This window comes from Mycobacterium sp. NGS66, from assembly GCF_059812225.1.
Window position 1 is genome coordinate 53,515 of the sequence record NZ_JCALCG010000013.1, and the last position, 19,650, is coordinate 73,164.

The 19,650-nt window shown below is 66.4% G+C and carries 18 protein-coding genes and 1 tRNA gene; 11 read left to right on the forward strand and 8 right to left on the reverse strand.

The window, feature by feature from the left end:
- Window positions 1-40: 40 nt before the first annotated feature.
- The 4 genes from AC5Y2L_RS21395 (at window position 41) to AC5Y2L_RS21410 (ending at window position 4,510) form a co-directional block, all read left to right on the forward strand.
- On the forward strand, window positions 41-610 hold the full coding sequence (locus tag AC5Y2L_RS21395; protein ID WP_499931873.1) for a TetR/AcrR family transcriptional regulator: 570 nt from the start codon (window positions 41-43) through the stop codon (window positions 608-610).
- Entirely contained in the window at window positions 607-2,169 is a 1,563-nt protein-coding gene (locus AC5Y2L_RS21400) for a glycerol-3-phosphate dehydrogenase/oxidase (RefSeq protein ID WP_499931871.1), read from the forward strand. The genes AC5Y2L_RS21395 and AC5Y2L_RS21400 overlap by 4 nt, the downstream gene beginning before the upstream one ends.
- Before the next feature lie 58 nt (window positions 2,170-2,227).
- Window positions 2,228-2,854, forward strand: coding sequence for a TetR/AcrR family transcriptional regulator (locus tag AC5Y2L_RS21405; protein WP_499932403.1), 627 nt, complete (start codon window positions 2,228-2,230; stop codon window positions 2,852-2,854).
- A gap of 78 nt (window positions 2,855-2,932) precedes the next feature.
- Entirely contained in the window at window positions 2,933-4,510 is a 1,578-nt protein-coding gene (locus AC5Y2L_RS21410) for an FAD-dependent monooxygenase (protein WP_499931869.1), read from the forward strand.
- 83 nt (window positions 4,511-4,593) lie between these two features.
- Here AC5Y2L_RS21410 and AC5Y2L_RS21415 read toward each other — a convergent pair whose 3' ends face one another.
- From AC5Y2L_RS21415 to aceE, 7 genes are all read right to left on the reverse strand, one after another.
- Complete coding sequence (locus AC5Y2L_RS21415) at window positions 4,594-6,015, reverse strand: acyl-CoA carboxylase subunit beta (protein WP_499931866.1); 1,422 nt, start codon at window positions 6,013-6,015, stop codon at window positions 4,594-4,596.
- Between the two features lie 85 nt (window positions 6,016-6,100).
- Window positions 6,101-7,354 (reverse strand): 3-oxoacyl-ACP synthase KasB, encoded by a 1,254-nt coding sequence (gene kasB / locus AC5Y2L_RS21420; protein WP_499931864.1) that lies wholly within the window; start codon window positions 7,352-7,354, stop codon window positions 6,101-6,103.
- A gap of 74 nt (window positions 7,355-7,428) precedes the next feature.
- Window positions 7,429-8,679 (reverse strand): 3-oxoacyl-ACP synthase KasA, encoded by a 1,251-nt coding sequence (gene kasA, locus AC5Y2L_RS21425; protein WP_499931862.1) that lies wholly within the window; start codon window positions 8,677-8,679, stop codon window positions 7,429-7,431.
- Window positions 8,676-9,023, reverse strand: a complete 348-nt coding sequence (acpM, locus tag AC5Y2L_RS21430) for a meromycolate extension acyl carrier protein AcpM (RefSeq protein ID WP_499931860.1) — start codon at window positions 9,021-9,023, stop codon at window positions 8,676-8,678. The genes kasA and acpM overlap by 4 nt, the downstream gene beginning before the upstream one ends.
- A 69-nt stretch (window positions 9,024-9,092) precedes the next feature.
- Window positions 9,093-10,010, reverse strand: a complete 918-nt coding sequence (locus tag AC5Y2L_RS21435; RefSeq protein WP_499931858.1) for an ACP S-malonyltransferase — start codon at window positions 10,008-10,010, stop codon at window positions 9,093-9,095.
- Window positions 10,011-10,150: 140 nt separating this feature from the next.
- Window positions 10,151-11,458: a PucR family transcriptional regulator gene (locus AC5Y2L_RS21440; RefSeq protein ID WP_499931856.1), complete on the reverse strand. Its 1,308-nt coding sequence runs from the start codon at window positions 11,456-11,458 to the stop codon at window positions 10,151-10,153.
- Window positions 11,459-11,514: 56 nt separating this feature from the next.
- Entirely contained in the window at window positions 11,515-14,307 is a 2,793-nt protein-coding gene (gene aceE, locus AC5Y2L_RS21445; protein WP_499931854.1) for a pyruvate dehydrogenase (acetyl-transferring), homodimeric type, read from the reverse strand.
- 168 nt (window positions 14,308-14,475) lie between these two features.
- Here aceE and AC5Y2L_RS21450 point away from each other — a divergent pair, with 168 nt between their 5' ends.
- From AC5Y2L_RS21450 to AC5Y2L_RS21480, 7 genes are all read left to right on the forward strand, one after another.
- Complete coding sequence (locus AC5Y2L_RS21450; RefSeq protein ID WP_499931852.1) at window positions 14,476-15,063, forward strand: Rv2240c family protein; 588 nt, start codon at window positions 14,476-14,478, stop codon at window positions 15,061-15,063.
- 81 nt (window positions 15,064-15,144) lie between these two features.
- The gene (locus AC5Y2L_RS21455; RefSeq protein WP_499932400.1) at window positions 15,145-15,567 is read left to right on the forward strand and encodes a DUF3052 domain-containing protein; all 423 of its coding nucleotides are present in this window, start codon (window positions 15,145-15,147) and stop codon (window positions 15,565-15,567) included.
- Window positions 15,567-16,028, forward strand: a complete 462-nt coding sequence (locus tag AC5Y2L_RS21460) for a peroxiredoxin (protein WP_499931850.1) — start codon at window positions 15,567-15,569, stop codon at window positions 16,026-16,028. Before AC5Y2L_RS21455 ends, AC5Y2L_RS21460 begins: the two co-directional genes overlap by 1 nt.
- 49 nt (window positions 16,029-16,077) lie before the next feature.
- A tRNA-Val gene (locus tag AC5Y2L_RS21465) sits at window positions 16,078-16,149 on the forward strand.
- A 117-nt stretch (window positions 16,150-16,266) separates the two neighbouring features.
- Window positions 16,267-16,896 (forward strand): nitroreductase family protein, encoded by a 630-nt coding sequence (locus AC5Y2L_RS21470; protein ID WP_499932397.1) that lies wholly within the window; start codon window positions 16,267-16,269, stop codon window positions 16,894-16,896.
- A gap of 310 nt (window positions 16,897-17,206) precedes the next feature.
- Window positions 17,207-17,917 carry a sensor domain-containing protein gene (locus AC5Y2L_RS21475; RefSeq protein ID WP_499931848.1) on the forward strand — a complete coding sequence of 237 codons (711 nt, stop codon included), beginning with the start codon at window positions 17,207-17,209 and terminating at the stop codon, window positions 17,915-17,917.
- A gap of 87 nt (window positions 17,918-18,004) precedes the next feature.
- Complete coding sequence (locus AC5Y2L_RS21480; RefSeq protein ID WP_499931846.1) at window positions 18,005-19,129, forward strand: epoxide hydrolase family protein; 1,125 nt, start codon at window positions 18,005-18,007, stop codon at window positions 19,127-19,129.
- Between the two features lie 58 nt (window positions 19,130-19,187).
- Here the strand turns inward: AC5Y2L_RS21480 and AC5Y2L_RS21485 are convergent, their stop codons facing one another.
- Window positions 19,188-19,580, reverse strand: a complete 393-nt coding sequence (locus tag AC5Y2L_RS21485; RefSeq protein WP_499931844.1) for a VOC family protein — start codon at window positions 19,578-19,580, stop codon at window positions 19,188-19,190.
- Between the last annotated feature and the right edge of the window lie 70 nt (window positions 19,581-19,650).

The window sequence follows — 19,650 nt, forward strand, 5'->3', positions numbered from 1 at the left end:
AGCAGCCCCTCGAGTTGCGTCATGCGTTACAGTATTACACATGTTGTCAATCAGTAATGCGGCCGAGGATATCGGGGACCGCATTCTCGCGGCAGCGGCCAGTTGTGTTCTGCATTTCGGCGTCGACCGGGTGACGCTCGCCGAGATCGCCCGCCGCGCGGGCGTGAGCCGCCCGACCGTTTACCGCCGCTGGCCGGACACCCAGTCGATCATGTCGGCACTGCTGACCGGCCATCTGCTCGCGGTGGTGCGCGAGGTGCCGATCGACGGCGAGGACCGGGAGGCGCTGGTCAAACAGACTGTCGCGGTGGCCGACCGGTTGCGCGGCGACGAACTGATCAAGCAGGTGATGCACTCGCAGCTGGCCAGGGTGTACATCACCGAGCGCCTCGGCACCAGCCAGCAGTTCCTCATCGAAGGCCTGGCGGCCCGGCTGAAGGTCGCCCAAGACAACGGCAGCGTCCGCGCCGGCGACCCCATGCAATTGGCCACCATGGTGTTGCTGATCACCCAGTCGACCATCCAATCGGCCGACATCGTCACGCCCGCCCTGGACGCCGAGGCGCTCGCCACCGAACTCACCTACGCACTGAACGGATACCTGTCGTGACCACCGACACCCCGGCCCGCTCTGCCGCTCTTGACGCCAGACGCCGCAGCGCGGACCTGGCGGCGCTTGCCGACGGTGCGCCGGTGGACGTCGTCGTGATCGGCGGCGGCATCACCGGTGCCGGCATCGCGCTGGACGCCGCGGCGCGGGGTCTGCGGGTGGCACTGGTGGAAAAGCACGACCTGGCCTTCGGCACCAGCCGCTGGAGCTCCAAGCTGGTCCATGGCGGTCTGCGCTACTTGGCCACCGGCAACATCGGGATCGCCCGGCGCAGCGCCATCGAACGCGGAATCCTGATGACGCGCAACGCTCCTCACCTGGTGCATGCGTTGCCGCAGCTGGTTCCGTTGCTGCCGTCGATGAATCACGTCCAGCGGGCGCTGGTGCGCACCGGATTCCTTGCCGGTGACGTGCTGCGCACCATGGCGGGCACGCCGTCGTCGACATTGCCGCGTTCGCGCTGGATCCCGGCGCGGCGTGTCGTGCAGATGGCCCCGACCGTCCGCCGCGACGGGCTTGCCGGTGGATTGCTCGCCTACGACGGGCAGTTGATCGACGACGCCCGCCTGGTCACCGCGGTGGCGCGCACCGCGGCACAGCACGGCGCGCGGATCCTCACCTACGTGGCGGCATCGGAGGCCACCGGCACCTCGGTACGGTTGACCGACCAGCGCACCGGCGAATCGTTCGACGTGTCGGCCGGTGCCGTAATCAACGCCGCCGGAGTGTGGGCCGGCGAGATCGACTCGTCGCTGAAGTTGCGGCCCAGCCGCGGAACGCATCTGGTGTTCGACGCCGAAGTGTTGGGGAATCCGACTGCGGCGCTGACCATTCCGATCCCGGGGGAGCTGAACCGCTTCGTTTTCGCCATGCCCGAGCAGCTGGGCCGGGTGTATCTGGGGCTGACCGACGAAGACGCGCCCGGTCCCATTCCCGATGTGCCAGAGCCGTCTTCGCAGGAGATCACCTTCCTGCTGGACACGGTGAACACCGCCTTGGGCACGACGGTGGGGATGAGCGATGTCATCGGCGCCTATGCGGGTCTGCGGCCGCTGATCGACACCGGCGAGGGTCGCACCGCCGACGTGTCGCGGGACCACGCGGTGGTCGAGTCGCCTTCCGGTGTGCTCAGCGTGATCGGCGGCAAGCTGACCGAATACCGGTACATGGCGGAGGATGTCCTCAACCGCGCCATCCGCTTGCGTGGACTGCGCGCCGCGGATTGCCGGACTCGCAACCTGCCGTTGATCGGGGCGCCCGCCAACCCGGGTCCCGCAGGGTTGATTGAGGGTACGGGGGCGCGGTTACCGGCTTCGCTGGTGGCCCGTTACGGGGCCGAGGCGTCCAGCGTCATCGGCACCGCTCGTTGTGAGCGACCCACCGACCCGGTCGCGGAGGGCATCGACGTCACCCGGGCGGAGTTCGAATACGCGGTGACCCATGAGGGCGCACTCGATGTCGACGACATCCTGGACCGACGCACCCGCATCGGTCTGGTGCCCCGCGACCGGGAACGCGTTGTCGCCGTGGCGGAGGAGTTTCTGAGTTCGGTGCCGTGAGAGCTTGGAGTATCTTTTAACGGAACCGTATCGTATCGGCAGAATGGGGGTCGTGGCGATGGCCGACCACAGCGCTCGAAGCGATCGTCCGCGCGCACGCAGCCCCAGACGCCTGGACCGGTCCCTGGACGGGGCCATCCTCGATGCGGCCCTGGCCGGCGTGGCCGAACTGGGATACGACCGGCTGAGCATGGACGACATCGCGGCGCGCGCCGGGGTCGGGAAGGCCGCGATCTACCGGCGCTGGCCGTCGAAAGCGGTGGTGGTGGCCGAGGCGATCGCCCACTGGCGGCGACGGCTCGGGCCCGTCGAAACGCCGAACACCGGCAGCCTGCGGGGAGACGTAGAGGCGCTGGTCGCCGCGGTACCGGACATCGACGATGCTGCATACGGCACGATCCAGGTGATTGTCGGGGTGGCGACGGCAGCGATGCACAATCCCGTTCTGGCGGCTGCCCTGGACGATTTGGTGCTGTCCAGGCCGCGCCAGGTGGTGCGCGGCATTCTCGACCAGGCGGTGGCTCGCGGGGAAATCCCGGCCGGGCGCGATCTGAGCTTGATCCCCGACGTCGCCCTGGGCCTCAACGTGCTGCGGATGCTGACCGGCCGACCGATCGATCGCGTCTATGTCCGCCGGGTGCTGGAGGACGTGATCTTGCCGCTCGCCGGCGCGTCGGCCGGGTAGCGAGTTGCGTGTGCCCCTCGTGAGTGCCAGCATGGGCTAATACGGAACTGATCAGTTCCGTCTAGAAGGGAGATGGCGATGAACGTCAAACACGTCCCCGTGCTCATCGTCGGCGCCGGCGCGGCCGGCCTGACCACGTCGGCACTGCTCGCCAAACATGGCGTCGACTCACTGCTGGTGGAGAAGCGCCGAGAGGTGTTCATCTACCCGAAAGCGCGCAATCTGAGCTTCCGCAGCCTGGAGATCCTGCGCGGGCTGGGCCTCGCCGAGGAGGTCCACGCGATCGCCGACGGAGTTTCGGACTTGGTGAGCAAGCCGACGCTGAACAGCACCGAACAGAAGCAGGCGCTCGACGTCGACGCCATTTTCTCGCCCTTCGAAAGCCTGAGTCCTGAGCCCGGCGGGCAATATTGCCCACAGAGCGCGTTGGAACCGATCCTGCTCGACCACATACGGCGGTCCGGCAATCAAGCGCGCTACAACACCGAACTGTGCTCGTTCGAGCAGGACGACACCGGTGTGAAAGCCACAGTGCGCGACCGTGATTCGGGATCCTCCGAAACTGTGCACGCCGACTACCTGGTGGCCGCCGACGGCGTGCACAGCCCGATCCGTGAGGCACTGGGCGTGACGACCTCCGGCTACGGAGCACTGCCCATCTATGTGGTCTTCATCTATTTCCGGGCGCCGTGGCGAAAGTTCATCCCTGAGCTCGGCGACGGTGATGCCGTGCAAGTCGACAACGCAGACGTAAACGGGATCTTCTTGCCGGTGCATGACGACTTGGGCATGTTCATCACTACCTACTTTCCTAACGACGGGCAGACCGCCGCTCAGTTCACGCCGCAGCATTGCCGTGAGCTGATCTGCAAGGCAGTGGGTGAACCGATCGATGTGGAAATCATCGACGTGGCGCCATGGCAGCCGTACGAGCGGGTGGCCGACCAATTCCAAAGCGGCCGAGTCTTTCTCGTCGGCGACTCGGCGCACACCATGCCGCCGTTCAAGGGTGGCGGAGCCAACACGGCCATCCAGAGCGCACACAACCTGGCCTGGAAGCTGGCCATGGTGCTGCAAGGTAACGCCGATCCCGCGTTGCTGACTACCTTCCACACCGAACGGCACCCGGTTGGACGTTTCAACGCACGTCAGTCGCTGATCGGACCGTCGCTGGCGTTCCTGGGGCTGAAAGATCGAGGGCCGGGGTTGCCGGCGGACGAGGAAGCGCCGATGTTCGCTCTGCTGATCGGATACCGCTACCGGTCGGCCGCAATTGTCGACGGCCAGCCGGACGCTGACGAGGTAGCGCTGGTGGAGGAGTTGCGCGGGCAACCCGGCACCCGGGTGCCGCATGTGTGGCTGCAGCGTGACGGCGAGCGGGTGTCGACGCTCGACCTGCTCGGTGCCGGGTTCACCGTATTCACCGGGGACGAACGCTGGTGCAGCGCTGCGTCTTCGGCGTCGGCGGCGCTCGGCGTTCCGGTTACCGTGCAGCGCGTACCTGGTGACGAGTGGGCCGCAGTCACCGGACTCGCGCCTGATGGTGCGCTGTTGATCCGCCCGGACGATTTCGTCGGGTGGCGTGCCGAGCGAGTGCCTTCCGACCCGGAAGCCCAACTACACCAAGCGCTTTCGACGATCCTGTGCCGCGGGTGAGCTGGGCCCACGCGCGCCAGCTGGGGAACGCAAAATCCCCCGACACGCCGTGCGTTCGGGGGATTTTGCGTCTGCTCGCGCTATTAAAGCGGGATGTTCTTGTGGCGGCCGCGGCGCGCCGGCGCTTGGGCCAGCGCTTCGGTGAGCTTGCTGCGGGTGTGTGCCGGGTCGATCTTCTCGTCGACGACACCGATGTCGATGGCGCTGTCCACGCCGCCGGCGATCCGCTCGTGCTCGGCGGCCAGCTGGTCGTGCAACGCTTCGCGCTCGTCGTCCGGTGCCGCGGCCAGCTTCTTCTTGTGCAGGATACCGACCGCCGCCTTGGCCCCCATCACCGCAACCTCGGCGTCCGGCCAGGCGAACACCTTGGTGGCGTTCAACGAGCGGGAGTTCATCGCAATGTAGGCCCCGCCGTAGGTCTTTCGGGTGACCAGTGTGACCCGCGGAACGGTGCACTCGCCGAACGCGTGCAGCAGTTTGGCGCCGCGGCGCACCACGCCACCCCACTCCTGGTCCACACCGGGCAGGTAGCCGGGGACGTCGACGATCACGACCAGCGGAATGCCGAACGCGTCGCAGAGCCGCACGAAACGCGCTGCCTTCTCGGCACTTTCGGAGTTCAGGCAGCCGCCCAGGCGCAGCGGGTTGTTCGCCAGCACACCGACCGTGCGGCCGGACAGCCGGCCCAGCCCGACCACCATCGACGGCGCCCAGTTGGCCTGGAATTCGTCGAAAGGCGTTTCCTCGTCCAAGATCGCGGTCACGATGGGACGCACGTCGTAGGCACGCCGAGCCGACTCGGGTAGCAGGGCGTGAATGTCGGTGTCCCCGGCCTCGGCCTTGCTGCGGTCGAAATGCCCTTGCTGGCAGAACAACCCGACCAGGCGGCGGCTGCGCTCATAGGCGTCGAGCTCGTCGTCGGCGACGATGTGGCACACCCCGGACTTCTTGTGGTGGGTCTCCGGGCCACCCAGCGAGGCCATGTCGACGTCCTCGCCGGTGACGCTGCGCACGACATCCGGCCCGGTGACGAACACCCGGCTTTCCGGCGCCATCACGACGACGTCGGTCAGCGCCGGCCCGTAGGCCGCGCCGCCGGCGGCGAAGCCGACGACCACCGAGATCTGCGGAACGTAGCCCGACGCGCGGATCATGGCCTCGAAAACCTGTCCCACCGCGTGCAGCGCCCGCACGCCCTCGGCGAGCCGAGCCCCACCCGAGTGCCAGATCCCGACGATGGGGCTCTGCTCTTCGATGGCGGTGTCGTAGGCGTTGACGATGTGCGCGCAGCCCTCGACACCCATGGCCCCGCCCATCACGGTCCCGTCGGTGCAGAACGCGATGGTCCGAACACCGTTCACGGTGCCGGCCGCGGAAAGCACGCCGGAGCGGTCACGCTCGTGCAGCAGCTCCACGCTGTCGTCGTCGAAAAAATTGCTCAGACGCAACAGCGGATCTCGAGGGTCGAGCGACTCGCCAACCGCCTCGGGGGCCATGATTGTCATCGCAGGTCTCCTAGTTCGCCAGTGATGCTCTGGTGTAGTCGATGATCCTTGGCATTTTCTAAAAGCGCCGTCTAAAGGGCGTCCTCTAGTAGCGTCCGAAGGCGATCGCCACGTTGTGTCCGCCGAAGCCGAACGAGTTGTTGACCGCGTACCGGTAGTCGCCCGGCCGCGGCTTACCCGCCACCACATCCAGGTCGATCTCGGGGTCGAGATTTTCCAGATTCAGTGTCGGCGGGACCACCTGGTCGCGCAACGCGAGGACGGTCAGGATCGACTCGACCGCACCGACCGCACCCACCGAGTGGCCGAGAGCAGACTTGGGCGCGTACACCGCCGGCCGGTTGCTGCCCAGGGCGTTGTTGATGGCCTTGCCCTCGGCCAGGTCACCGACCTGGGTGCCGGTGGCATGCGCGTTGACGTGGTCGATGTCGCTGGGGGTCAGCCCGGCGAGCTCGACGGCCCGCGCGATCGCGTGCCCGGCCCGCTCGCCGTTGGGGTCCGGAGCCACCATGTGGAAGCCGTCGGAGGTGATGCTGGCGCCCATGATCCGGCCCAGGATGTTGGCCCCACGGGCTTTGGCGTGCTCCTCGGTTTCGATCACCATCAGCGCACCGGCCTCGCCGAACACGAAGCCGGTGCGGTCCTTGTCGAACGGGCGACAGGCGCCGGCGGGGTCTTCGTTGTTGGTCGACAGCACGATGCGCATGGCCGCGAACGCCGCGATCGGCACCGCTTCGATCTTGGTCTCCACGCCACCGCAGATCGCCATGTCGGCCTCGCCGAGCACGATGTGCCGCCAGGCCTGGGCGATGCCTTCGGCGCCCGACGCGCACGCCGACACCGGGGCGCTGACCCCGGCCTTGGCATGCCGCTCCAGCCCGACGGCCGCGGCCGCGCCGTTGGGCATGTATTTCTGCACGCCCAACGGGTTGAAGGCCTTGGTGCCGCGCTCGCGCAGTTCGTCGTAACCCCAGATGAGTTCCTCGGTGGAGCCCATTCCGGTGCCGATGCACACCATCAGACGAGTGGTGTCGACCTCCGGCGACCCGGCGTTCTCCCACACCCGCCGGCCCAGCACGGTGGACATCCGCTGCAGGTAGGACAGCCGGCGCAGCTCGATACGCGTCAGGTTGCTGTCGAACTCCTCCAAAAGGTGTCCGCCGATTCGGACCGGGAGGTCGAACTCCTCGACGAACGGGTCCTCCAGCGTGCGGATGCCGCTTTGCCCGTCGAGCAACAGCTTCCAGGTGTTCTCCGCGTCGGTGGCAAGCGCCGTCGTCATGGCGATGCCGGTGACGACCACGTCGGGGAAGCCGTTTCCCGTAGTCAACTTGGCCATTGGTCTAGCGAATGTTCCTTCCGTGCTGTCCGCTTACGCGGGCCGGTTGGGGCCCGCGCGGTCGGACGAGGTGCCTAGTAACGCCCAAATGCGAGCGCCACGTTGTGGCCGCCGAACCCGAAGGAGTTGTTGATCGCATAGCGGTAGTCGCCGTAGCGCGGTTCGCCCGCAACAACATCCAGATCGATCTCGGGGTCGGGGGTTTCGTAGTTCAGAGTCGGTGGAATGACGCCGTCCCGAAGGGTCAACACCGTCAGTACGGATTCGAGCGCGCCGACCGCTCCGATGGAGTGGCCCAGCGCCGACTTCGGCGCGTACACCGCGGCATGTTCGCAACCGGCGACCCGGATCGCGTTGGCCTCGGCGGTATCGCCGATCGGCGTGGCCGTTCCGTGCGCGTTGACGTGGTCGATGTCCTTGGGGGACAGGCCCGCCAACTCCATCGAGCGCGTCATGGCTCGGCCGGCCCGGACACCGTCGGCCGCGGGCGCCACCATGTGGAAGGCGTCCGAGGTGATACCGGCACCCATCAGCCGGGCCAACGGCGTGGCGCCGCGGGCCTTGGCGTGCTCTTCGGTCTCGATCAGCATGAGCGCACCGGCCTCACCGAACACGAAGCCGTCGCGGTCCTTGTCGAACGGCCGCGAAGCCCGCTCCGGCTCGTCGTTGCGGGTCGACATGGCCCGCATCATCGAGAACGCCGCGATGGGCAGCGCCTCGATGGGGCCTTCGACGCCGCCGCACACGGCGACGTCCGCATCACCCATGACGATCTGACGCCATGCGTGGGCGATTGCCTCCGAGCCCGACGAACAGGCCGACACCGGGGTGATCACCCCGGCCCGTGCCCCCAGCTGCAGCCCGACGGTCGCCGCGGCGCCGTTGGGCATGATCATTTGAACGGCCAGCGGGGACACCTTGCGGGGCCCGCCCTCGTTCATCAGGTCGTAGCTCTCCACGATCCGCTCGGCGCCACCCAGACCGGTGCCCACCACGACGGTGAACCGGTCAGGGTCGACCTCCGGGCTGCCGGCTGACTCCCACAACTGGCCGCTGAGCAGCTTGCTCATCCGCTGGACGTAAGACATGCGTCGCAGGTCCAGCCGGCCCATGTGGTTGTCGACGGGCTCCTTCAGGTGCCCACCGATCTTGACGGGCAGGTCCCATTTGGTGACGAACTCGTCCTCGAGTACGTGGATGCCGCTCTCGCCGGCCAACAAACCCTTCCACGTGCTTTCGATGTCCGGCGAGATCGACGTCGTCGCTGTGACGGCGGTCACCACAACGCTGGGGTAACCGCCATTAGCAGTGGAAGGCTTGGTCACTTGCTTTCCGCTTCCAGCCTCGCCTTGACGTTGGCAACAGCCTCGGGGTTCTCGGTCTCGAGCTTGGCCCGCAGCGCCTCGGCGGCCTCGGGGTTCTCTTCCTCGAGCTTCTGGATGTAGGCGACGACGTCACCGACGGTACGCAGACCGGCGAGGTCCTCGTCGGGGATCTTCACGCCGTACTTGTCCTCGGTCTGCACCGCGATCTCGACCATCGACAGCGAGTCGATGTCCAGGTCGTCGACGAACGACTTCTCCGGGGTGATCTCGGAAGGCTCGATACCGGTCACCTCTTCGATGATCTCGGCGATACCGGCGATGATTTCTTCCTGGGTTACGGCCACGTTCTTGCTTCCCTTCGTAATGTGTTGTGTGCAAATGGAATTGACGTGCGTTTACTGAACGTGCCGGCACTAGAGGTTGGCCAGCTCGTCCAGGTCTGCGGGCGATTTGACGGCACGGGCCGGCACTCCCCGAAGTTCTCGTTTGGCGATACCGCTCAGGGTGCCCGCGGGCGGGAACTCGACGATCGCGGTGACTTGGTAGTCGGGGTGCTCGCGCAGCGTTGCGGTGCACAGGTCCCAGCGCACCGGCTTGGTGAGCTGGGCGACAAGGGTGTCCATCGCCGCCGCGGCCGAGGCTACCGGCTGCCCGTCATGGTTGGACAACAGCGTGGTGGTGGGCTCGGCGGTCGCGATGCCGGCCGCCGCGGCGGCGAAGCCGTCGAGAGCCGGCGCCATGAACCGGGTGTGGAACGCACCGGCTACGCCCAGCGGGCGGACCCGGGCCTTGGCCGGCGGGTCTTCGGCGAGCTTGTCCAGCGCGGTCAGCGCACCAGCGGCGACGATCTGGCCGGCGGCGTTGCGGTTCGCAGGCACCAGGTCGAGCTGCTCTAGCCGGCCCAGTACGTCGGCCTCGTCGCCGCCGAGCACGGCGGACATGCCGGTCGGCTCGATGGCGCAGGCCTTGGCCATCTCGGCGCCGCGGGTGGCGGCCAGGGCGACGGCGTCATCGGCGGCCAGCACCCCGGCAATCGCATAGGCGGCGATCTCCCCGACGGAGTGGCCGGCGACCACAAGTTCCCTGCCGTCGAGCAGGCCGCGCCGGGTGACCTCCTGGTACGCCAGCAAGGTGGTCGCAACGATCAAGGGTTGGGCGACCGCGGTGTCGGTGATCTCCTCCATCGACGCGGTGGTACCCAGCCGCGTCAGGTCCAGGCCACTGGCCTGCGACCATGATGCGATCTGGTCTGCTGCGCCGGGTAGTTCCAGCCAAGGCGACAGCATCCCCTCGGTCTGGGAACCCTGTCCGGGTGCAAGCAACGCAATCACGTGTCTAAGAGAACACTGTGGAAACGGTTTTAGCGGGTGTAACAGATTATGAACCTTATCTTAGGTTTTTGTATACACCCTACAAAACCGCTCGGTAAGCTACCCGTTTGATATCGTCCCGCGATCTGTCATCTGGGTCACTATCGATCCGACGCGCCGATCACAGTGCCCCTGACCGGCGCGGGAACCGGGATCAGTGCGTTGTTGGCGGCACTGGACTGATGCACGGGATAGTTCAGTTGGCCGACCGTGGCCGCTACCCGCAGGACATATGCGTCGCGGGGGTCGGTGGGATCGCGGCCGGTGAAGTCGGCGATCCGCTTCAATCGATAGCGCACGGTGTTTGGATGAACGAACAACTTGCGCGCGCAGGCCTCAATCGCGCCCCCACAATCTAAATAAGCGTTAAGGGTTTCGGTGAGCGTCGGTCCGGCGTCGGCCAGCGGGCGCATCACGTCGGTATGCAGGGCCACGAGCGCCGACGCATCGCCCATCAGGGCTCGTTCCGGCAGCAGTTCCCTGGCCAGCACCGGCCGTGGCGCACCGCTCCAGCCGGCTACCGCGTTCATCCCCGAGATCGCCTCGCTTGCGCTGTGGTAGGCCGCGGTCAACATGGGTGCCGTCGGCCCGATGACCACGGGGCCGTCCGAGAACGCCTCCAGCAGGTCGCCCAGGAACTTCTCGGTCGGCGACAGCTGGCCCGAAACGATGGCCACCAGCCAGGTGCCGTGCACGTCGGTGAGCGCGGCCCGACCGTGCCGAGCGGCGATATCGCGGACGTCCTGGCTGGCGCGCTCGCTGTCCAACTCGTTGGGGCCGCCGCGGCTGGGCGCTGGCGTTCCCACCACCACCGTCGCCGGCGAGGTGGTGTCCCAGTTCAGGGTGGCGGCGCGGGACAGCAGCTCGGGGCCGGTGTCGCCGCGCACCACCGCGTCGACGACGCTGGCCTCCATCCGGCTGTCCCAGGTGCCGCGCGCCTCGGCCGCGTCGGCGTACGCCGTGGCGGCGGTGAACGCCAGGTCGCGGCTGTACTTCAGGATGCCCACCGTGAGGGCCGTCAGCTGCTCTTCGGAGCGCGCCAGCAGCGGCACCACCTCCTCGAAGAACTCCATCGTGACGCGCACCATCTCCACGCTGTGGCGCAATGCGATCCGTCGGGTCAGGTCCTGGGGAACCAGCTCGAAGGCCTGGGCGGTGTAGCTGACGTTGCTGTGCGGGTCTTGCATCCACTCGACGAAGTTGACGACGGCCGTCTGCACCACCAGCGCGACGCTGGCGCGTTGGGACGCTTCCAGCTCGGCGAAGAACGGCAGGCGCTCTTGCATCGCCGAGACCGCCTCGGTGGCCAGCCGGCCCGAATACTGCTTCAACCGCCGCAGCAGCGAGTCCGGCACGGTGTCCAGGAGCTCGAGCGGCGATTTCGGCCGGACGAACTGGTTGTCGTTCATCCCTAAAAGCTACGCGAGATTTCTGGATGTTTCCGCCAACCTATCCGGCGCTAGCGCTAAGCGCCCGGCCCGGGATCGGACGTCTGCGCCGGCGCGGCCAGCACGTCGTCGATCCGGTACTGCCGCGCGGCGGCCACCGGCACCGACGGGTCAATCTCCCCGTCGCGCGCCAGCGCCTCCAGCACCGCGACCACCTGCGACTCGGCGTCGGTGTTGAAGTAGCGGCGCGCGGCGGGCCGGGTGTCGGAAAAGCCGAAGCCGTCGGTGCCCAGCGTGACGTAGGTGGCGGGCACCCACGGCCGGATCTGCTCGGGAACCGCCCGCATCCAGTCCGAGACGGCGACGACGGGCCCGCTGGCCTCGGCCAGCGCTTGCGTGACGTACGGCACGCCGGCCTGCTGCTCGGGGTGGCGCAGTTTGGCCCGCTCGATGGCGACGCCGTCGCGATTCAGCTCGCCCCAACTGGTCACCGACCACACATCTGCGGCGACATCCCACTCGGCGGCCAACATCTCCGCTGCCTTCAATGCCGCCGGCATCGAGACCCCGGAGGCCAGGAGTTGCGCCGTGTTGGCGCGCTTCTCCTTGGCTGCCTGGTAGCGGTAGATGCCGCGCAGCACGCCGTCGGGGTCGAAGTTCTCCGGCTCGGGCGGCTGCACGTAGGGCTCGTTGTACACGGTGATGTAGAAGTACACGTTCTCCGGGTTCTCGCCGTACATGCGGGCGAGCCCGCTTTCGATGATGTAGGCGATCTCGTAGGCAAACGCCGGGTCGTAGGACACCACCGCCGGATTGGTCGCTGCGAGCAGCAGCGAATGGCCGTCGGCGTGTTGCAGCCCCTCGCCGGTCAGGGTGGTGCGCCCGGCGGTCGCCCCGAGCACGAAGCCGCGCGCCATCTGATCGGACGCCGCCCAGAACCCGTCGCCGGTGCGCTGGAACCCGAACATCGAATAGAAGATGTAGATCGGGATCATGGGCTCGTTGTGCGTGGCATACGACGTGCCGACCGCGGTGAAGCAGGCCACCGACCCCGCTTCGTTGATGCCCTCGTGCAGGATCTGACCGACTTCGCTCTCCTTGTAAGCCAGCATCAGTTCGGCGTCGACGGCGGTGTACAGCTGGCCGTTGCGGTTGTAGATCTTGAGGTTCGGGAACCACGAGTCCATGCCGAAGGTGCGCGCCTCGTCGGGAATGATCGGGACGATCCGTGAACCAATTTCCTTGTCGCGCAACACTTCTTTGAATGTGCGCACCGTCGCCATGGTGGTGGCGACTTCCTGTTGTCCCGACCCCTTCTTGAGCGCCTTGTAGGTGTCGCGGCCGGGCAGCGCAAGCGCCTTGCTCTTGGTGCGCCGCTCGGGGATGAAGCCGCCGAGGGTGCGGCGCCGGTCGAGCAGATAACGGATCTCCGGAGCGTCCGGGCCGGGGTGGTAGTACGGCGGCAGGTAGGGGTCTTCGTCGATCTGGGCGTCGCTGATCGGGATGCGCATGGCGTCGCGGAAATACTTGAGGTCAGCCAGCGCAAGCTTTTTCATCTGGTGCGTGGCGTTGCGGCCCTGGAAGTGCGCGCCCAGCGAGTAGCCCTTGATGGTCTTGGCCAGGATCACCGTCGGCTGCCCCTTGTGGTCGATGGCGGCCCGGTAGGCGGCGTAGACCTTGCGGTAGTCGTGCCCGCCGCGCTTGAGATTCCAGATCTCGTCGTCGGTCATGTCCGCCACCAGCGCCTTGGTGCGCGGATCGCGACCGAAGAAGTGGTCGCGCACGTAGGCCCCGTCGTTGGCCTTGTACGTCTGGTAGTCACCGTCGGGGGTGACGTTCATCAGGTTGACCAGCGCGCCGTCCTTGTCGGCGTGCAGCAGCGCGTCCCATTCGCGTCCCCACACCACCTTGATGACGTTCCACCCGGCGCCGCGGAAGAAGGACTCCAGCTCCTGGATGATCTTGCCGTTGCCGCGTACCGGCCCGTCGAGGCGCTGCAGGTTGCAGTTGATGACGAAGGTCAGGTTGTCCAGGCCGTCCAGCGCGCCGAGGTGCAGCAGGCCGCGGCTCTCCGGCTCGTCCATCTCGCCGTCGCCCAGGAAGCACCACACGTGTTGGTCGGAGGTGTCCTTGATGCCGCGATCGTGCAGGTAGTGATTGAACCGGGCCTGGTAGATCGCGTTCATCGGACCCAAACCCATTGAGACCGTTGGGAATTCCCAGAAGTCCGGCATCAACCTCGGGTGCGGATAGGACGGCAGGCCGCCGCCGGGATGGCTGTGTTCCTGACGGAATCCGTCGAGCTGATCCGCGCTGAGGCGACCTTCCAGGAAGGCGCGGGCGTAGATCCCCGGCGAGGCGTGGCCCTGGATGAAGATCTGGTCCCCGCCGCCCGGATGCGATTTGCCGCGGAAGAAGTGGTTGAAGCCCACCTCGTAGAGGGCGGCCGACGACGCATACGTCGAGATGTGACCGCCGACGCCCACCCCGGGCCGCTGCGCCCGGTGCACCATGATCGCGGCGTTCCACCTGATCCAGGTCCGATAGCGACGTTCGACGTCCTCGTCGCCGGGAAACCACGGCTCGAGCTCGGTGGGGATGGTGTTGACGTAGTCGGTCGACGTCAGCGCGGGGATGGCCACCCGCTGCTCGCCGGCCCGTTCCAGCAGCCGCAACATCAGGTAGCGCGCCCGCGCGGGCCCGGAACGCTCGAGCAGTTGGTCGAAGGACTCCAGCCACTCCGACGTCTCCTCGGGGTCGATGTCGGGCAAGTAGGACGCGACACCTTCGCGAATCACCCGAACCCGGTCGGGTTCGCTTGCGCTGCTTGGGGTTTTGGCCAGATCGGGACGCGCGAACTCGGTGGTCAACTTCCGCTCCTGTACTTGGCGGGGTATCTGCTTGGCGATCTTCCCCCTATCGTGCCGCACCGGTGTGCCGGGACGGTAGCTACCGGCCGGTCACGTGTGCGACGCGACATGCCCGCAAATTCGGTACTCCACGGCGGCGGCAATCGAGACCCGGTAACGTCTGAAGCCGTGCTCATCGGATGGCGTGCCTACCCTCGCAGGCGCGTGGGGGAGTTCCCCAGGCGAGGTGCTCTCGCGGTCGGTTGTGTCGCGGTCGCTGTGATCGGGATCGTGGGCTGTACCAAGGTCACCAACGGCGCCGGTAAGGCCAACAGCAGCCTGGCCCCGGCCTACCGCTCGTCGGTGTCGTTGTCGGTGTCGGCCTCGGCGGCGTCATCGAGTATGCGGGAGACCCAACGGCAACAGTCGCTGACGACTCGCGCGATCCGCAGCGCCTGCGACGGGCTGTCCACCACCAGCAAGGACGCCATCGACAAGGTGAACGCCTTCGTGGCGGCGTTCAATGCGGGGCGCAACACCGGCCCGACCGAGGGGCCGGCCATAGATGCCAGCAACAACAGCGGTAGCACTGTGGAAAGCAGCATCGGACCGCCGTTGTCACAGGAGATGCAGGACGCATTCCGCGAATACGTCGACGCCGTGCGCGGAGTTGCCAACGCCATCGCCACCCATGTCGGGACGGCGGAGTTCAACCGACGGGTCGACCGGCTCAACGCGGCGAAGACCAAGGCCCTGAAACTGTGCGTGGCCTCCTGAGGCGGGCATGTTCGACGTCCGCTGCATGTGCGACGATTAAGCCCATCGCACGCTACGTGCATGGCTGAAGGAGGTCCCACGGTGGTCGCGGCGGATCACGCCCCGAGCTACGCTCGCAAGCTGGGCATCCAACGAGACCAAGTGGTCCAGGAGTGGGGCTGGGACGAAGACACCGATGACGACATCCGCGCGGCGGTCGAGGAAGCCTGCGGCGGTGAGTTGCTCGACGAAGATACCGACGAGGTAATCGACGTTGTGTTGCTGTGGTGGCGAGATGGTGACGGCGACCTGGTGGATACCCTGATGGACGCGATCTCTGCACTGGCGGAAGACGGTGTGATCTGGGTGCTGACGCCCAAGACCGGCCGGCCCGGGCACGTCCTGCCCGCCGAAATCGCCGAAGCCGCCCCCACCGCGGGCCTGATGCCGACGTCGTCGGTCAACCTCGGTAACTGGAGCGCCAGCCGGTTGGTACAGCCCAGATCGCGGACCGGTAAGCGCTGATGCTGGCTGTTGGGACCACAGCCCCCGAATTCACCCTGCGCGACCAGAACCACCAACCCATCAGCCTCGGCGACTACCGCGGCTCCCACAACGTCCTGCTGGTGTTCTTCCCGCTCGCCTTCACCGGGATCTGCCAGGGCGAACTCGACCAGTTGCGCGATCACCTGCCCGAGTTCGAGAACGACGAGAGCGCGGTGCTGGCCATCTCGGTGGGGCCGCCGCCGACCCACAAGATCTGGGCGGTCCAGAGTGGCTTCACCTTCCCGGTTTTGTCGGACTTCTGGCCGCACGGCCAGGTCAGCCAGGCCTACGGGGTGTTCAACGAGCAGGCCGGTTACTCCAACCGCGGGACTTTCGTCGTCGATCGGTCCGGGATCATTCAGTTCGCCGAGATGAAGCAGCCCGGAGAGGCCCGCGACCAGCGGCTGTGGACTCAGGCTTTGGCGGCGTTGCGGGCGTGAGCGTTTTGGGCGGTTGGCCTTCGGGCGTGTAGCCTGCCCGGCGGGTATGGGGCGCGTAGCTCAGTGGTAGAGCTCTGGTTTTACACACCAGCGGTCGGCGGTTCGATCCCGTCCGCGCCCACTCACACTTCAGGCAGGTGAGTGCCCCCGGCCCAACACCGCTCGCGGCGGTTAGGCCGCGATCCGGAGTCGGACTGGCTGTGTTGGAATCATTTTCATGAGCCATGAACCCTTGAACATGCCCCTCGAAGAGGCGATGCGGACACAGCGCGCCATCCGTCGTCTCAAGAGTGACCCAGTCGACGACTCACTGGTACTGCACATCCTCGAATTGGCCATGAAGGCGCCCACCGGTTCGAACGCGCAGAACTGGGAGTTCATCGTCGTGAAGGACCGCGATGTCGTCGCGAAGCTTGGCCGCTTGAATCGCTTCGCGTTGAACAACTTCGGGCCGATTTACAAGCGCGCGCTGGGAAAGCGTATGGACGACAAGATGCTTCGGATCGAGAAGGCTGTGCGATGGCAGGCGGATCACTTCGACGACGTGCCCGTCGTCGTGGTGGCATGCCTCAAAGGTGTCATTCCGCCGTATCCGACGGTCGCTGCAAGCAGTGCTTGGGGGTCCATTTACCCCGCGGTGCAAAACCTGTTGTTGGCTGCACGCGCGGCCGGGTTGGGCGCGGCCTTGATCACCATGCCGTTGTGGAACACGTTTGCGGCGAAGCGAGCCCTGGGCCTGCCGTGGAATGTCACTCCGTGCGCGGTAATCCCGCTCGGCTGGCCGAGGGGCAAATACGGTCCCACGACGCGCAAACCGGTGGGGGAATTCGTTTCCCTTGATCGGTACGGCAACCGAGCGTTTCTGTAGGCATCCGTATCGAATTCGACTGACGAAGGCGCGCACTGCACGACCCGACCCGCTCGCCGTCGTCGCGAGTGTGTGCGGCTGGGCGCACGCTCGGCCGCCAACGTGCGGCTGGACGCACAATCGGCGGGCGGTGTCTGGGTCGCTCCAGCTCGTTTCGGCTCATGCTAGCCAGCATCCGGTGACCTAGTGCTCCGTATCATCGGCAAAATCGCCGGTAGTTGCGGTTGGCGCATGCGTAGGTGCGTCGTCCGTCATACCGGTTCGGCGCCGGTGTTTGCCCAGTTAAAAAGGGTGTGGCAAGGTCGGTGACGTGAATCGACCGGCGGCACTCCGGCAGTGGGGTTTGGCAGCCGCCGCCGTCGTTCTGCTCGCCGGCTGTGGCGGCGGCGGAAATTCCACGGGGCCCAGCACCACATCTACGACGTCGCCAGCGCGCCCGCCGGTCGCGGTGGACGCCCTCGACGGGCTGTTACTCAGCCCGGCCGAGATCGGTACCGCGATGGCAGCCGACGGCGAGGTACCGGTCAAGACGACGCTGACCCAGATGTCGGACACCAGCGCCGGAAAGCCCGACAAGAACTGCCGATTCACCCAGCCGGCGGAGTCCAGCATTTACGCCAACAGCGGGTGGAAGGCCGTGCGCTCGCAGGAGTTGCAGGAGCCGGTGCCCAACTTCGCTCATCACGTCATCCAGGCGGTCGTGTATTTTCCGGACGCCAAGACCGCGGCGAATTTCTTCAAGGCGTCTGCGCAATTCTGGCCGCTGTGCGCCAACCACGAATACCACGTGTTGTCGCCGGGTGGGCCGGACAAGATCTTCACCATGGGGCCGATCGACAACACCGGTAGCGTGCTGAGCACGACCGACACGCTGCAGGACGGTAACGGCTGGGCCTGCCAGCGGGCACTGACCGCAAGCAACAACGTCGTCGTTGACATCGCCGCATGCGCCACCAACCCGGCGGCTGGCGCCGCGGTCAACATCGCCCGCCAGATCGCGGACAAGGTGGCCAAGTTATAACCCGCGAACGTCCGCATATGTACACCGAAAAGCCGCTTTGGCCGGCATTTTAGGGACGCTCGGCGGGGTAAGCGGCACTATGAACGGGTGAAACCGTTTCGCATTGACGTTCCCGACGATGTTCTTGACGATTTGCGCTCCCGCTTGGCGCGGACCCGATGGCCGGAGGCCGAATGTGTCGACGACTGGAGCCAGGGCATTCCGCTGGGCTATACGCGCGAGTTGGCCGGGTATTGGGCCGACGGTTATGACTGGCGTTCGCGTGAAGCCGCGCTGAACCGGTTCGACCAGTTCGTCACCGAAATCGACGGGCTCGATATTCATTTCATTCATCAGCGCTCCCCGCATGATGATGCTTTCCCGCTAGTGATCACGCATGGCTGGCCGGGCTCAATTGTGGAGTTCCACAAGGTGATTGAGCCGCTGACGGATCCGGCTGCTTACGGCGGCCGCGCCGAGGACGCCTTTCATGTGGTGTGCCCGTCGCTGCCGGGATATGGGTTCTCGGGCAAGCCAACTCGGACGGGTTGGGGAGTCGAGCGGATCGCGCAGGCCTGGGAGACGCTGATGCTGCGGCTCGGCTATGAGCGCTACGGCGCCCAGGGTGGTGACTGGGGCGCCGCGGTCACTACTCAGATGGGCCGCAATCGCGGTCACTGCGCAGCCATTCATCTGAACATGCCGATCGGCAGGCCGACCGCCGAAGCGATGGCCGACCCGACCGAGGAGGAGCAGTACGCCCTGGCCGAATTGGCCAAGCACCGGCAGTGGGGCACCGGGTATTCCAAGCAGCAGTCCACCCGGCCGCAGACGTTGGGCTATGGTTTGGTCGATTCGCCAGTGGGACAACTGGCTTGGATTGTCGAGAAGTTCCACGCATGGATGGACTGCGACGGCAACCCGGAGAACGTGCTCACCCGCGACGAGCTGCTCGACAACGTGATGCTGTATTGGGTGACCGGCACGGCCGCTTCCTCGGCTCGCTTGTACTGGGAAAGCTTCAAGGTGTGGGGTCAGATGGACCGCGTCGAATTACCCACCGGCGTAGCGGCTTTCCCCGGCGAGCTACTCAAGGCGCCGCGGCGATGGTGCGAGCCCGTCTACAACATCACGCACTGGACGAGCATGCCGCGCGGCGGGCATTTCGCGGCGTTCGAACAACCCGAGCTGTTTGTCGACGACTTGCGCGCGTTCTTCGCGACGGTGCGGTGAGCAGACGCAAAGTCCCCCGATTTCGACGGAAATTGGGGGAGTTTGCGTCTGTTCGGCATTAGCCGGGAGGGGCGAAGAACTCCAGGGCAATGCCGTCGGGGTCGCGGAAGCTCAACCCCGAGCCGTAGGACGCGTCCACAATGCCGCCGTGTTCGATGCCCAGCTCGTCGAGTCGGGTGACCCACTGCTGCAGCTCGGCCCGGTTGGCGCAGCCGAAACCGACATGGTCCAGGCCTACCCGGAACTCGCTGAACTTCTCGTCGGCCGCCGGGCGGTCGTGCTGATGGATACCGAATAACGTGCGGCCGTCCAGCAACCACACCAGATGCCGGAAGCCGGCGTCGGTGTGTTCGTCAACCACCGGTTCGCCAAGCAGCTTGCGGTACCAGGGGCCGCTGATCTCGATGTCGCGAACGGTGACAGCGACGTGGTTGAGCGCCGGGAAGGTCATGGGTGGACACGATAGTCCGCTTAGCCGGCCACGCCGAGCGCGAATTTCACGATGCGACACGCCGGCGACG

Excerpts from the sequence above, each read along its gene's own strand:
- AC5Y2L_RS21395 (WP_499931873.1), top strand. The coding sequence starts at position 41 with ATGTTGTCAATCAGTAATGCGGCCGAGGATATCGGGGACCGCATTCTC.
- AC5Y2L_RS21405 (WP_499932403.1), top strand. The coding sequence starts at position 2,228 with ATGGCCGACCACAGCGCTCGAAGCGATCGTCCGCGCGCACGCAGCCCC.
- AC5Y2L_RS21410 (WP_499931869.1), top strand. The coding sequence starts at position 2,933 with ATGAACGTCAAACACGTCCCCGTGCTCATCGTCGGCGCCGGCGCGGCC.
- AC5Y2L_RS21415 (WP_499931866.1), bottom strand. The coding sequence starts at position 6,015 with ATGACAATCATGGCCCCCGAGGCGGTTGGCGAGTCGCTCGACCCTCGA.
- kasB (WP_499931864.1), bottom strand. The coding sequence starts at position 7,354 with ATGGCCAAGTTGACTACGGGAAACGGCTTCCCCGACGTGGTCGTCACC.
- AC5Y2L_RS21440 (WP_499931856.1), bottom strand. The coding sequence starts at position 11,458 with ATGAACGACAACCAGTTCGTCCGGCCGAAATCGCCGCTCGAGCTCCTG.
- AC5Y2L_RS21460 (WP_499931850.1), top strand. The coding sequence starts at position 15,567 with ATGCTGGCTGTTGGGACCACAGCCCCCGAATTCACCCTGCGCGACCAG.
- AC5Y2L_RS21470 (WP_499932397.1), top strand. The coding sequence starts at position 16,267 with ATGCCCCTCGAAGAGGCGATGCGGACACAGCGCGCCATCCGTCGTCTC.
- AC5Y2L_RS21485 (WP_499931844.1), bottom strand. The coding sequence starts at position 19,580 with ATGACCTTCCCGGCGCTCAACCACGTCGCTGTCACCGTTCGCGACATC.